Annotated in this window: 11 protein-coding genes; 3 read left to right on the top strand and 8 right to left on the bottom strand. The window is 63.8% G+C overall.

Features of this window, described 5'->3' with window-relative positions; translation table 11 throughout:
* Window positions 1-38: 38 nt before the first annotated feature.
* The 5 genes from AC1RKI_RS10935 to AC1RKI_RS10915 all read right to left on the bottom strand — a co-directional run bounded on the left by AC1RKI_RS10935 (window position 39) and on the right by AC1RKI_RS10915 (window position 4,545).
* Complete coding sequence (locus tag AC1RKI_RS10935; RefSeq protein ID WP_492795321.1) at window positions 39-1,403, bottom strand: sensor domain-containing diguanylate cyclase; 1,365 nt, start codon at window positions 1,401-1,403, stop codon at window positions 39-41.
* Window positions 1,400-1,771 carry a PAS domain-containing protein gene (locus AC1RKI_RS10930; protein ID WP_492795319.1) on the bottom strand — a complete coding sequence of 124 codons (372 nt, stop codon included), beginning with the start codon at window positions 1,769-1,771 and terminating at the stop codon, window positions 1,400-1,402. Before AC1RKI_RS10930 ends, AC1RKI_RS10935 begins: the two co-directional genes overlap by 4 nt.
* A 279-nt stretch (window positions 1,772-2,050) precedes the next feature.
* Complete coding sequence (locus AC1RKI_RS10925; protein ID WP_061956154.1) at window positions 2,051-2,848, bottom strand: ABC transporter permease; 798 nt, start codon at window positions 2,846-2,848, stop codon at window positions 2,051-2,053.
* Window positions 2,845-3,456: an ABC transporter ATP-binding protein gene (locus AC1RKI_RS10920; protein WP_061956156.1), complete on the bottom strand. Its 612-nt coding sequence runs from the start codon at window positions 3,454-3,456 to the stop codon at window positions 2,845-2,847. The genes AC1RKI_RS10925 and AC1RKI_RS10920 overlap by 4 nt, the downstream gene beginning before the upstream one ends.
* Before the next feature lie 123 nt (window positions 3,457-3,579).
* Window positions 3,580-4,545 (bottom strand): NAD-dependent epimerase/dehydratase family protein, encoded by a 966-nt coding sequence (locus AC1RKI_RS10915; RefSeq protein ID WP_492795317.1) that lies wholly within the window; start codon window positions 4,543-4,545, stop codon window positions 3,580-3,582.
* A gap of 114 nt (window positions 4,546-4,659) precedes the next feature.
* Between AC1RKI_RS10915 and AC1RKI_RS10910 the strand changes: the two genes are divergently transcribed.
* From AC1RKI_RS10910 to tssA, 3 genes are all read left to right on the top strand, one after another.
* Window positions 4,660-5,550, top strand: coding sequence for a LysR family transcriptional regulator (locus tag AC1RKI_RS10910; RefSeq protein ID WP_492795315.1), 891 nt, complete (start codon window positions 4,660-4,662; stop codon window positions 5,548-5,550).
* A gap of 178 nt (window positions 5,551-5,728) precedes the next feature.
* A complete protein-coding gene (locus AC1RKI_RS10905; protein ID WP_061956160.1) occupies window positions 5,729-6,157 on the top strand; it encodes a hypothetical protein in 429 nt (142 codons plus the stop codon).
* 270 nt (window positions 6,158-6,427) lie between these two features.
* Complete coding sequence (tssA, locus tag AC1RKI_RS10900; protein ID WP_492795312.1) at window positions 6,428-7,525, top strand: type VI secretion system protein TssA; 1,098 nt, start codon at window positions 6,428-6,430, stop codon at window positions 7,523-7,525.
* Window positions 7,526-7,574: 49 nt separating this feature from the next.
* Here tssA and AC1RKI_RS10895 read toward each other — a convergent pair whose 3' ends face one another.
* The 3 genes from AC1RKI_RS10895 to tssM are packed head-to-tail and all read right to left on the bottom strand — an operon-like array spanning window position 7,575 to window position 13,392.
* On the bottom strand, window positions 7,575-8,384 hold the full coding sequence (locus AC1RKI_RS10895; RefSeq protein ID WP_150981451.1) for an OmpA family protein: 810 nt from the start codon (window positions 8,382-8,384) through the stop codon (window positions 7,575-7,577).
* Between the two features lie 2 nt (window positions 8,385-8,386).
* Window positions 8,387-9,376, bottom strand: a complete 990-nt coding sequence (tagF, locus tag AC1RKI_RS10890; RefSeq protein WP_061959590.1) for a type VI secretion system-associated protein TagF — start codon at window positions 9,374-9,376, stop codon at window positions 8,387-8,389.
* On the bottom strand, window positions 9,373-13,392 hold the full coding sequence (gene tssM, locus AC1RKI_RS10885) for a type VI secretion system membrane subunit TssM (RefSeq protein ID WP_492795310.1): 4,020 nt from the start codon (window positions 13,390-13,392) through the stop codon (window positions 9,373-9,375). Before tssM ends, tagF begins: the two co-directional genes overlap by 4 nt.
* Window positions 13,393-13,409 lie beyond the last annotated feature (17 nt).

Below are 13,409 nucleotides of genomic sequence, written 5' to 3'. Positions count from 1 at the left end.
CTCTTTGCGCCGTTTCTATTTTCTGTTTGGGATTGCACCTACCGGCGCCGTGGCCCGGCACCCGTGGAGTTGGAGCGGGTGCCTTCTTCTCCGACAGAAAGCGCTACGTTCCTCGGCCCCGCAGTGGCGCCGCGCACACAATTTCGCCCCGCTTGTTTTGCGGCATAGAGGGCGCGGTCACCGGCAGCCAACAGGGCTTGCAGTGTCGGGTTTTCATCACCGAGACTCGCTACGCCAAGACTGATAGTCGCTTTGAATTGTCCGACAGCCGTGTCAATAAGTGCTTGCTCGACGGCGACGCGCAGTCGCTCCGCGACCGCCATTGCTTCCTCTGCTGTGGTGGACGGAAGCAGCAGGACGAATTCCTCTCCTCCGAGTCTCGCGACAATGTCGGACCTTCCCAGAAGCGCTTTTGCTTCACCAGCAATCCGCTTCAAAACCTCGTCGCCAGCCTGATGGCCGCCCGTGTCATTGATCCGCTTGAAGTGGTCGGCGTCCAGCATAACCAGCGACAATGCCCGGCCGTGGCGTTCGGCCCGTGCAACTTCGGACTCCCCGATTTCAAAGAAGTGAGCGCGGTTCGTTACGCCGGTCAGGTGATCTGTTGTAAGAAGCCGCGCGAGGTTGTCGCTGTGAACTTTTCGTTCCGTAATATCCCTCAACACCACCGAATACCCGGAAATCTCGTCGTCCTCCTCACGAAGCACAGAAACGAGAACTTGCCCCCAATAGCGCCGACCCGCTTTCGATTCGCACCAGAACTCCTCTACGTGCCAACCATCTTCGCGCGTCAGCGCGATGTGCTCGGGTGAACGGTGCAAAACAATCTCATCGTTGGCATAAAAGCGCGACAGCGTATGCCCGACAACTTCCGCCTCACGAAAATCCGTCAAGCGCTCAACAGATGGATTCCAGCTATCGATGCAGCCGTGGGCATCGAGCGTAAAAAACGCAAAATCGTTGACGCCGGTATAGATTCCGGCAAGCCATGACTCGGTTTGTCGTGCTCGGCGCTCAGCGGCAACCTGGCGGGAAATGTCCGTCAACACCATCATCAGCACATCCACATTCACTTTGATGATGGAACATGCCAGGACGACTGCGCCATCCTTGGCCGGGGTTACGAAAACCCGATGGTTTTCACACACAGGCCCCCGCTCCGCTTCGAAACTGGCCACCAGATGGCGCAGCTCTGGGGCCACCGACGCAAGGCTGTCGAAAATATTCTCGATGTTCCCGCCCTTTACCAGAGGCATGAGCAGTTGCGCGGCAAGCGGATTCATCATGTCAACGCGGCCAGATTTGTCGCAGCGAACAATCCCGACCGGCGATAGATACATGAATGAGAGCAAGGATTCGTACTCGGACTCCACGTCGTTCTTGTCGGTATTCGGCCCGCTCAATTTGCTGTCCTCCGCTCGATCAGGACAAAGCGGGTCGCGCAGCCGAGCGCCTTCAGCAGCCTCAACCGTACCGGCGTCGGACGCATGCGCAAGGTCAGGACGTAGGGAATGATGTCGTCGAGCTCGTCCGCGTCGTCGAATCGTTGCGCAACCATGAAGTTGTTCATGCACGGCGCGACTTCTTCAAAAAAATGCTTGCCTAGCACTCGCTTCGGACTCAAGCCCGCGTTTGTCGACTCGGTGGCGTTATAGACGGTAACAGTCCCGTCCAGCGTAAATCCGATTACGCCGAATGGGAGCGCATCTACCTCTTCGGCAGCTGATGTAGCCAGTTCCTCTATTCGCACCTCTTCGAATTTCTGGTTCACCTCTTTTCCTTTCTGGATCTACTTTTAAAAAGTTGAACACTCTGGAACATTTAGCCAAGCACGTATGTAACGTTGGCAGGCCTCAACGCGAATAACAAATGGAATGCCAGCATAAAATCTGGCCTACCATGTCATCGGCTGAAAAAGCTAAGACTTTAGCGCAGGTGCCAGAAAGTTGTTCAGGAGCCCGGGAGGCCTCCAGCCGGCCGATTCATGCGGGTCGGCCACGCCCTCCTGTGCGTCCCGGGGGGGACCGAAAGGCGGCGAGGAGCGATCGCACTAACGCGCCTCAAGTCTGTCCAGACGCAGTCGGTGGCGTGAATCCGTCAGCCGCCATAGCGCTAGCCACGCAGCTAATACAACTGCGAGAATGCTTCCCCCCGATAGCAGGAACATCAGCAGAATCTGGTAACGAGCTGCCTCGATCGGGTCCATACCCGCCAGGATCTGGCCGGTCATGATCCCTGGAAGGGTAATGATGCCGGCGGCGGCCATCGTGTTGATGGTCGGTAGCAGTCCACTTCGAACTGCCTGCCGCAGAATCGGGCGGAGCGCGGTCTGGCGGTCGGCACCAAGTGCCAGCCGCGCGTCGATGGCCTGACGTTGATACCAGGCGGCATTGAACGTCGTCTGCAACGTCAGGCTCGCTGCATTCATCGCATTGCCAAGGATAATGCCGGCCAGTGGGATGGCGTGGCGAGCGTCGTACCAAGGGGAAGGGCGCAGCGCTGTCACCAGGGCCAGTACGGTAATGAGGATTGTCGGGGCGCTCACCGTGGCCAGCCCCAAGAGGAATTGCCAGCGACGGTCCAGACGCCGCTCCTGCCGGCTTCCCGCTTCGCGGGCCGCGGCAAGAATCATTGCAACGACGAGCAGGAGGGTGATCCAGGGAGATGCGATGGCGAATACGGCGCGCAACACCAGGCCGACGAGAAGCAATTGCACAACCATGCGAACCGCGCCGAGCAGCAGCATGCGATGGATCCCCAGGGACAACGCCACCGACAGGGCAGCTCCGGCGACGATAAGCAGGCTCGCTAGAACCAGGTCTCCTGAGGTAAGCAAAATGGGATTCATGCGGAGACCCTCTCAAGGCCGGTGGCGCAAAGACGAACGCGATCGCCCTGCAAACGGATGGCCTGTTCAGGACTGTGCGTGACGACAAGCAATCCGGTCCCGTCGGCCATCAGCCCCTTCAGTAGTGCTTCCACCGCCAAGGTGGAATCCTCGTCGAGGCCCGAGGTCGGTTCATCCAGTAGCAGGAACCGTGGACCGAGGACGATTGCTCTCAGCAACGCCAGTCGTTGGCGCTCTCCCGTCGAAAGATGGCTGACGTGCGCGGTCAGGATATCCGTGCGCAGACGCAGCTTGACCAGTAGCGGCGCCAGCGCCGACGGCGTGCAGTTATCGAAATGGCTGAGAACATCGTCGGCCCACCAGCCGGATTCCGCGGCAACGTATGTAACCTGGCGACGCCAGGCCGGCCCGCTCAAGCTGTCGCGAGACATGCTGCCGATGCGGACGTCGCCCGTACTCGGAATCAGATCCGCGATCATCCTTAACAGCAGACTCTTTCCAGACCCCGATGGGCCCGATAGGGTCGTGCACCGCCCGCTGAGTACGTCGAAGTCAAACGGGCCGCGGCCGTGGCCGGCGAGTTGGCGGATGTGGAGGTGGCCGTCCATCTGGCGCTAGACGCTGTAGGTGGGACGCATAGGATACCTGCTCTCGCTTAAGCGAGGATTTTGCCGGCATGCGGTCCACTGTGATCCCGCCGCCGTAAATGGCCAGCGAAAGCTCAACCTCCCTCACGCTGCAGTCGCCAGGGCACCGGTCCTCGCCACAGCTGCGAGTGTCTGCCGGATGCCTTCCTGATAAGGCGTCTTGCGAATCGGGCCGATCAGTTGCCGCAGCGCTGAATCGTCCATGATCAACGGCTCGGTCATCAGATAGTTCATCTCCACCATCTCTCGCATGAATGGGTTGAACAGACCGATCAGGCGCAGCATCGTCTTGCCCGCCACGCGCAATTTGAGCTTTCGGCCCGTCAGCCGCTCCATCTCCGACACCAGCTCGCGCTGCGTCGTGACGCCCGCACCGGCCAAATTCCAGATCTTTCCGAACGCAGCGGGCGTATCGAGCAGCCGGGCGACGACCGGTCCCACGTCGGGCACGAAGACGAACTCGTGCGGGCAGTCGATCGGCCCGACCATGTCTGCGGTGCCGCCATTCACCGCCGCCAGCGCTGCGCGGTGCAGCAGGCTGGCTTCCACGCCCGGGCCGTAGAAGTCCGGCAAGCGCAGGACGGTCGCGTTGATGCGGCCGGCTTTATGCGCTTGCATCAGCAAGTCTTCCTGCGCCTTGCGCATGCGGCCCTTGAACGTGTGCGGCTCTCGCGGGTGGTCCTCGCGCACCGGATTGGATCTTGCCCTGCCGTATGGGTACACGGTGCCGATAAGGATGATGTTCTTGACTCCCGCCGCGACGGCGCCCTCAATCGTTTTTTGCATCAGTTCGGGATGCAGTTCGAACTGCCAGTAGTTCACGCCGACCATGTACACGAGCGTCTCGATGCCTTCGGCCGCCGCCTGCACCGACGCGGGCGAGCTCGGGTTCCACGTGACGATCTCGGCGAGCGGATCGGCGCCGAACGCCTCGCGCAGGCTGGGTTCGCTCCGGCCGACCACGCGATAGCGACGCCCCTCGCGACTGAGGGCGGCGGCGATGCTTTGACCGATGACGCCTGCGGCGCCGAACAGGGCTACTTTGGACATGACGGTTCTCCTGGGACTTCGATTGATTGCGCCGTTGGAAGCCGTAGATTGCCAAATGGACGGGCAAACGAAAATTGCCTAGAATCGCATCGCTGCTATAGAAAAATGCATACCATGACGCAAAGCGAACCGAACTGGGAGTGGTACCGCACCTTTCTGACGGTGCTGGAGACTGGTTCGCTGTCGGCGGCGGGGCGCGCGATGGGTCTGACCCAACCGACCGTCGGCCGACACATCGATAGCCTTGAATCGGCGTTGGCATTGAAGCTTTTTACGCGCTCGTTCGATGGCTTCGCGCCCACGTCGGCTGCACTCGAACTCAAGCCCTATGCGGCCAGCGTGGCCGCTACCTCCGCGGCGATCCTCCGAGTGGCCAGCAGCCACGGCTCAGGGGTTCGCGGCACGGTGCGCCTGAGCGCCAGCGAGGTGATTGGCGTAGAAGTGCTGCCGCCGATCCTCGCCAAGCTTCGAAATGAGTACCCGGAACTGACCATTGAACTCGTCCTGTCGAACAAGGTGGACGATCTACTGCATCGCGAGGCGGACATCGCGGTGCGCATGCTCCGGCCCACGCAGGACGCATTGGTCGCCAAGCGCGTAGGCGGTATCGAACTTGGTTTACATGCGCACAAACGCTATCTGGCCGCGCATGGCACGCCGAAATCGCTGGAAGCGTTATCCCACCACACGCTCATCGGCTTTGACCACGAGAACGCGTACATTCGCCGACTGCTCGATCAATTCCCGATGTTCTCGCGCGCGGCCCTTGCGTTCCGTGCCGACAGCGACCTCGCCCAGTTAGGGGTCATCCGAGCGGGCTTGGGCATTGGCGTTTGCCAATCGGCGTTGGCCGCACGGGACAAAGCGCTGGTACGCGTGCTACAGAGCGAGTTCTCGCTGAAGATGGATACCTGGATCGCCATGCACGAGGACCTGCGCGAAAGCGCGCGCTGTGCAGTGACTTTCGCCGCGCTCGCCGAAGGTTTAAAGGCGTACATTCAGTGAGCCGGTCAGGTGCCCGGTCCCGCTGAATACTCCCGAGATTAGGACCCCGCCTCTTTACCGCTTGCCGGTTAGCTGATGACTACTGTATATTTATACAGTGCTCGCCGCAACCGGAAATCTGGCTCATGCCAAGGCCGTACGGCGCCTGCGTTTTTTCTCTCCACCTCGAAAGGCAATCATGTTCGTGGACCGCACCGAAATCGTCAACGCCGCCAAGGCACTGCGCGCCAGCCAGGAAGAATCGAAGTACAGCAAGCTCGTCGCGCTTGCGAACAAGCAGCTCAAGGCCATGCAAGCGGCCATCCAGAAAGGCAAGGAAGAATTCGAGACCAGGCTGGTGCTCGACATCACCGAAGACAATCCGCAAGCCGCGCTGGAGCCGCGCGCGCAACGGCTCGCCGACGATCTCCGGGCGCAGGGCTACACCGCAACGGTGACCACCTTTGCCGATGTCAGTACCGACCGCAAGGACTGGACGCCGAATATCACGGTTGTCATCGGTCTGGGCGACATGGTTTCCGAAGTCGACGAAGCGACGGCGAAAGCCAAGGTGGCTGCCGAGACCGAAGTCGCGCTGGCCGGCGAGGCTGTCGAGGAAATGGCCTGACGGCACACGGGTGCGTCGCGGCCATTCGCGATATCGCCTGGGCCAGTGCGCAAGGGCGATCGCGCCAGAAAATCGCCGCTGATTTCTTTGTCGCGCATCGCAAGCGAGGTTTCCTCGCGCTCCGGGGCGCGGGGCCTTGATGCAAGGTCTCGCCATCCCGCAGACGGCGCAAAAGATCGCTGCCGACGATCGCTAGCGCGCTCGCACAAAACCGCCCGTTTGACGACACGTAACGGTAAACTGGCGCGGTTTCCGTCACCGGTTCACCTCATGGCCAACGTTATTCTCGATCACCTGCTTGCGCCCATTCCTGGCGATTCGCCATATGGTGAAGACATGCTCTTTTCCGCGGAATTCGATCGCATTCAGGAGGCGCGTCGTTTCGACGATCCATCGCTCGATCAAGGCGAATGGGTGACAGACCTCAAGGAAGCCGACTGGCGCGAGGTGGTCAAGATTGGTACGTCGCTGCTGGGCAGCAAGACCAAGGATTTGCGCGTAGCCGTGTGGATGACCGAGGCGCTCTCCAAGACCAACGGTTTTGCCGGCCTGCGCGACGGCTATCTGCTGACGGCGGGGCTGTGCGAGCAGTTCTGGGATGGCATGCATCCGCAGGCCGATGCCGACGACGTCGAATACCGGACCGGCAGCGCCGCATGGCTGGCGGTCCGGTCGCGCCAGTTGATCCGCGAGGTTCCGCTGGTCGATCAGGCAAGCGGCGGCTACAGCTTTATCGACTGGGAGGCGGGCGCCAACCTGGCCGAGGCGATTCGGCGCGACCCCGATAACGCCGATGCGCTGGCGGCCGGCAAGACCACGCTGGACATGTTTGACGCTGCGCGCAAGTCCACGCCGGCCGCATTCCACGCGGCGACTCTGGCGGACATCGCCGGTTGCATAGAAGCCGTTCAGCGGCTTGCCGATGTGCTGGACGACAAGGCTGGCGAGCATTCGCCCAGCTTCCGGCAGGCGCTGGAAGCGCTCGACGCGGTCAAGAATCTGGTCGAGCGATGGGTGGAAAAACCGACGACCCCCGCGGAAGACAAGGCGTCGGTGCAGGGCGGACCGGCGGTGCGCCATGAGCCGACGTTCGCGCCGGCCGCAGGTCAAGGATCGGCCGGCAACGGCGCGGGCGGTCCGCTGCGCTCGCGGCAGCAGGCGCTGGCGCAACTGCGCGAAGTGGCCGAGTTTTTCCGCCGCACCGAGCCGCACAGCCCGGTGGCCTATCTCGCGGCCCGCGCTGCACGCTGGGGCGATATGCCACTGCATGAATGGCTGCGCACCGTGGTCAAGGACGATGCCACGCTCTCGCAGCTGGAGGAACTGCTCGGCATGCAGCAGGACCCGTCAGCCGACGGCAATTCGTGATGTGTCTTGCGCCGGTGTGCTGCGCAACTCGCTGCCCACCGGTCTGCGCTTACTGGCTGGCCCGGAATTCGATGCGCCGGTTGCGCGCGCGGTTTTCTTCCTTGTCATTGGGCGCCACGGGCTGGTCTGGGCCGACGCCCACCGCGCTTAGCGTGGCCGGGTTGATCCCCTTGCCGGCGAGATAACTCTTCACCGTCTCCGCGCGCGACTGGCTGAGCGCAAGATTCAGCGCGCGGCTGCCCGAATTGTCGGTATGGCCGACGATCTCGATACGCTTGCCGGCCAGCTTGGGCAGCACGCCCGCCATCTCGTCGAGCAGCGTCCGTCCCTTCGGCGTCAGCGTGGCGCTGCCGGTTTCGAATTCGACGATGCGGTTGGCCAGCGTCTGATCCAGCAGGTTCTGTCCCGATGCCGGCACGCTCAGGCCGTTTTTGATCGTGTATTGCTGGCCCAGCCCGTTGGACAGTTCCGCAGCCAGCTGCTGGCGCCGGCTTTCGGTCGGCACATCGCCAAACAGTGAGATCTGCGTGCCATCGATGCTGAGCTGGCCGCGCGTGACCTCCTTGATCTGCGGGGAGAGCACCTTCTTCACGCTGGCGGTCCAGTTGGGCGGCGACACCACGCCGCCCACTTCAATCTGGTCGACGACATTGGCCGGCCCATACAGCTCGCGCAGGCGTGCCAGCACCTCGGACTTGGTGGCTTCGTCGGGCACGGCGCCACCGGCCACCACGCGGCCCGCGGCTGCGCCAGCGGCCGGCGTCGCGGGGGCGGAAGCCTGCTGTGCCGGTGCCGCGCCAGCCAGGCAGAACAACGCGCACGCCACGGCCAGCGCGCGGGGGGACATCGAAAAACCCATGCTCATTCTCCGAGGAACACTTCGCGGAACGTGTCGATCGCCGCGCGCAGCGACAACTGCGGTTGTTCCAGATAGCTGGCCAGCTTGGCCACACCCTGTTTGCCTTCGGCGTGCTGCTCCACCCAGGCCGGATCGTCGATGTCGATGTTCACCGCGGCGTACGCCAGCGGCGACATCACGCCATGCAGCGTGCGCGACGACGCGCCATTGAAGCCGATCACGAGCCGGTCGCGGCCGCCCACATTGCACAGGAAGAACGCCAGTTCGCAATCGCCGCGCCGCAGGAAGCCCGATACCAGGTCCAGCCAGAAGCTGGCCACCAGGCTGCGATAGACCGGATCGGTCGGCAGCGGCAGCGTCAGTCCTTTCTCCAGGCGCGCCGCGCCCGACGCGAACACCGGCTCCAGCAGCAGCCCCAGCGCCAGCAGCGTATTGCGCAGGCGCAGCGTCTGGCCTTGTGTCTGCAGCATGTGTTCGAGCCCGGCCACGGTCTGGAAGTCGATGAAGTCCGCGAAGCTGGCGTCGTAGGCCTGCGCGCCCGCGCCGGTTTCCAGCGCCAGCGGCGTTTGCGCCAGCGCGCGCAGTCCCTCGGCGGGGTCGCTGTCGGCCACCAGCGCACGCATCTGCTGGCCGGCGCGCGTCCATAGCCGCGCCAAGGCCAGCGGGCTGCGCGCCATGAAGCCGAGCGGCTTGTCTACCGGCAGCGTGGCCGCCGTCAGGAACGGAAAGCGCCGCGTCGACTGGTCGCTGCTGGCCATGATGCAGCCGGCCACGGCGATGCGGCTTTGCGAGCCGACGATCGCAAACTGCACCGGCTGCCACGCGTCATAAACGCTCTTCCAGCCCGGATCCTCGGACAGCAGTTCCATGCTTTGCGACAGCCAATGGTCCAGCGTGCCGAGCAACTGCGTGTTGTTCTCGCTTTTCACGAAGTCGCCGCGCGAAGGCAGCTTGCCGAAATAGGCCAGGTTCAGTTGCGTGGAGGGCGTCATTGCGCGCCTCCCGCATGGACGGTCTGCACGGTTTGCGATGGCACGGGCGCGGGCGTGAGCGGCGGCAGCGCCGCCGTGGCGGCGCCGGGCGCAGGGTTGGGAGTGGTGGGTGCGGACGGCGTCGGCACGGCCGCATCGGCGATCGTGGCAGGCAGCTTCATGCCGCGCAGGCCCTGGCCTTGCGGCGCATCCGAATTGGCCTGTGTCTGCGGACTGCTGACGATGCGCAGCGCCACGGCTACCGTGGTGCCGCCCTGGGTCCACGACAGATCGAACGCGCCATCGGGCCGGCGCTTGCGCTGCGCCGTGGAGATCAGGCGCTCCAGGCCGAAACGCCCGGGCTCGCTGAGCACTTCCACGGTGCGGCCGTCAAACGTGGTGGCGGTGATGCGCGCGCCCGGCGATCCCTGCGGATTGGGCCAGACGAAGTTGGTCCACTGCGGCGGCGTGTTGCGATAGCGCAGCTGCTGACCGTCGATCTCGACCGTGTATTCGGTGGTGCCCTGGGCCGGCGACGGCAGGATCTGGAACACTGTCTGCTGCGCCGCCGCGGCACCCTGGCCGCCCGCCGCCGCGCCGCCGGTCAGCGGCGCGATCCAGCGCGTGAAGTTGGTCACGAACTCGGGCACGAAGGTCAGGCCCAGGTCGCCCCAGGTGCGTGCCGCAATCATGTCGCCGCGGCGTACCGACAGCGGGCCGATCGTCGATCCGGCAAAGCGCGCAATGGTGCCTTCGGGGCCGAACACCTGCGCGATCTCGGCCGAGCTGGCTTCGATCTTGGCGTCGGCGGCAAATGGATACTTGGTGGCCAGCGTCTGCATGAACGGCTGGAACACCTGCGCATTCCACACCTTGTTGATCTCGAGCGCGGCGGGGCGCATCGTCACCGCATACGACTGCAGCAGCGGCCGCACCAGGATCGGACGCAGCGTGCCGCGCTGGCTGTCGGTCATGCCGGTCAGCATCTGCTCGTCGACATACTTGAGCGAATCGGCCAGCTCGGACCCGTTGCCTTCCAGCGTCTGCTGCATCAGCTGGCGCGCGCCAGGTCCCGGATCGCCCTGGTTCTTGATGGTGTTGAATCGGGTGCGCACCTTGGACAGCGAATCCATATAGCCGCGCAGCAGCGAACTGTTGTCGTGCATGACGACGATCTTGGCCAGTCCGGCGAACTCCTTGCCGACCGGACCGACGGGCACGGGATTGCCGGACGTGGCGTCGTTGGCTGCGGCGGCGATGGCGTTCGGATCGACATCCACGCCGGACGGTGCGCGATTGGTGAACCAGCGCGTGATCCAGCTGAACGCACCGCTGCGCGCCTGCTTGAGGCCGGCATTGACGAGCGACGGGTTGTCCCACGACGTCTGGTCGTAGGCGGTATCGAACAGCTTGCGGATCGGCGAGTTGACCGGATCGCCAAGCAGGTTCATCGCGGTGACGGCCTGGTCGAAACTGGTGAACTCCTGCACCGCCACGCCCTGCATGAAGCGTTGCCACTCGCGCGCGTACTCGGTCTTGTACATCGTCACCAGCGCCTTCTGGATCTGCTCGGGGCTGCCTTCGAGCGTCAGGTCGTCGCGCGCGGCCACGTTCAGCACCCAGTCCTTGGTCTGCAGTTCCTTGTTGGCGGCGTCGCGGATGGCGGGCTGCACATACTGCTGCCAGGCTTCGCGCGTGAACGTGCCCGGTACGGCGTAGCTGCCGGCCACGATGCGCGCACCGCTGTCGCCGACGATACGCGCGACGGTCATCGGTGCGAAGCGCGTCGCCGCGCGTGCCTTGATCTCTGCATAGGCGCGTTCGCGCGCAGGCATGCCGCGCACCACGCGCCGCAGGTTGTCGCGCGTCTGGTCGATCAGCGACAGGTTGCCTTCGAGCAACGGCCAGTTGTCATCGTTGACGCGGCCCAGGAAGAACGAGATGTTGCGTTCGGCAGATCGGATCATCTGCTCGCGCGGCATGTTGCCGCGGTTCTCTTCGAGCCAGCTGCGCCAGAAACGCGTCACCTGGTCGGTCAGATGCGCCACCTCGACGTGGCGCTTGTCGCCGAGCATCAGGTAGGTCTTCAGCGCGTTGTAGGCGTCCTCGACATTGGTCGGCGACGCGTCGGCGTAGCGCTTGCCCGGTGCCTGCGCCGCGTTCAGCGCATCGCTGACGGCGCTCGCGGCGCCCGGCATGGCGACGGCGGCCGAGGCCGGCGCGGCCGATGGTGCGGCGGACGCGGAAGCCCCGGTGGCCCCGGCGGCGACGGGCAGGGCGCCCGGTCCTTGCGCGGCCACCAGCGTGGTCGAGGCGGCGCCCGATTCGGGCGGGCGCACCATCGCTGCAAGCTGGTCCGGGTGCGCGTTCACCTCGGCAAGGAAGCGCTCGATCGCGCCGCCCACCGGCTTGAGCATCACCTGGCGCAGGCCGTTGTAGTACTCGTCCAGCAGCTTGTGCTGCAGGGTGTCGCCCTGGTACAGGCCGAGCGTAAGCGCCACCGGATGCTCGCTGCGATAACGCTCCAATTGCTCGATGCGGTCCTGCAGAATGTCCAGTGCTTCAAGGCGTGCGCGCAGATCGACCCGGTTTTCCTGCATGCGCACGATCTTGTCGAGATCGGCCTGCACATTCGCAGTGAGCTGGCGGTTGCCGATGTAGGACCAGGTCCAGCCGCCCAGCAGCGCGCCCAGCAACACCACCAGGCCAAAGAACGTGACAAAGCGCGCGCGGATCTTGGCCGGGCTGGAGAACTGGCGCACGGTCTGGCGATCGGCGAATACCACCTTCGAGAACAGGTCGCGCAGGAAGAAGCCGTTCTTCGAAAACACTTCCTGTTGTTTGGTGGTGCCGTCGAGCTTTAGTCCGAAGCGGTTGGCGATGCGTTCGGCCGAAATGCTGTTGGTGGCCGATTCCTGCACCGCGCTGGTGAAGTAGAAGCCGCGGAATACGGGCTTGTACTGGAACGGATTGTCATCGAACAGCGTGATCAGGAAACTGCGCAGCGCAGGCTTGATCGAGGCGAATTCCAGCGGAAAACTCAGCAATCCCGGCGACAGCTTGCCGCCGCGCGCCTGCGCAATCTGCGCCACGCTGATTTCCTTCAAGCCGTCGTAGAGTTCGTCGAAGCGGGCGTCGAACGTGCCGGCCACGTCGAGCTTCTCGCCCGGAGCGAACGGCAGCGTGGCGCCCCAAACGCGGTCGCGCTCGTGCTTGTCGCTGTCGCTGAAGAATTCGGTAAAGCCGGTGATCAGGTCGGCCTTGGTGAACATCACGTAGACCGGCGCGATTACTTCCAGGCGCTCGGTCAACTCCTGCACGCGCTGGCGCAGATTCTTCGCCAACTGGATCGCGAACTCGGGGCGGCTCTGCGTAATCTCGGGAATGCTGACGGTCACCACGATGCCGTTAATCGGCGCTTTGGGCCGGTAGCGCTTGAGCAGATCGAGAAAGCCCAGCCACTCCTTGCGGTCCTCGTCGTGCACCGCATAGCGGCCGGCGGTGTCGAGCAGGATGCCTTCGGTGGTGAAGAACCAGTCGCAGTTGCGCGTGCCGCCGATGCCGTGGATCACCGCCTGGCTCTTGTCGGCAAACGGAAACTGCAGGCCGGAGTTGAGCACCGCCGTGCTCTTGCCCGCGGCCGGGTTGCCGATCACGATGTACCACGGCAGTTCATAGAGCGCCTCGCTGCCGGACATCTGGCCCAGCTTGGAGCCCTTGATGGTCTTCACGGCGTCGACCAGGCGGCTGCGCAGCACTTCCACTTCGCCGCGTTTTTCCGATGGTGCTTCCTCGACCGCGTCGTTGGCCTGCTTTTCCAGCATCACACCGAGCCGCGAGCTGGCCTGCCTGGCGCGCACGTGGCGCCAGGCAAAGGTGATCAGCCATGCCACGATCAGCAGGCCAATCGCCACGCCCACCCAGATCAAGCCGAGTTCCAGCGATTTCGCCAGAAACAGCAGGACGATGGTCAGCGCCACGACACCCAGCACGGACAACGTGCGAGTGTGGGTCAGGAATCTGAGGATACGTTGCATAAGGGGCGGTCTGGAAC

This window comes from Cupriavidus sp. GW822-FHT06G04 (genome assembly GCF_058799075.1).
The sequence above is the reverse complement of the archived record's forward strand: the minus strand, read 5'-3'. Positions and strand labels throughout refer to the sequence as shown.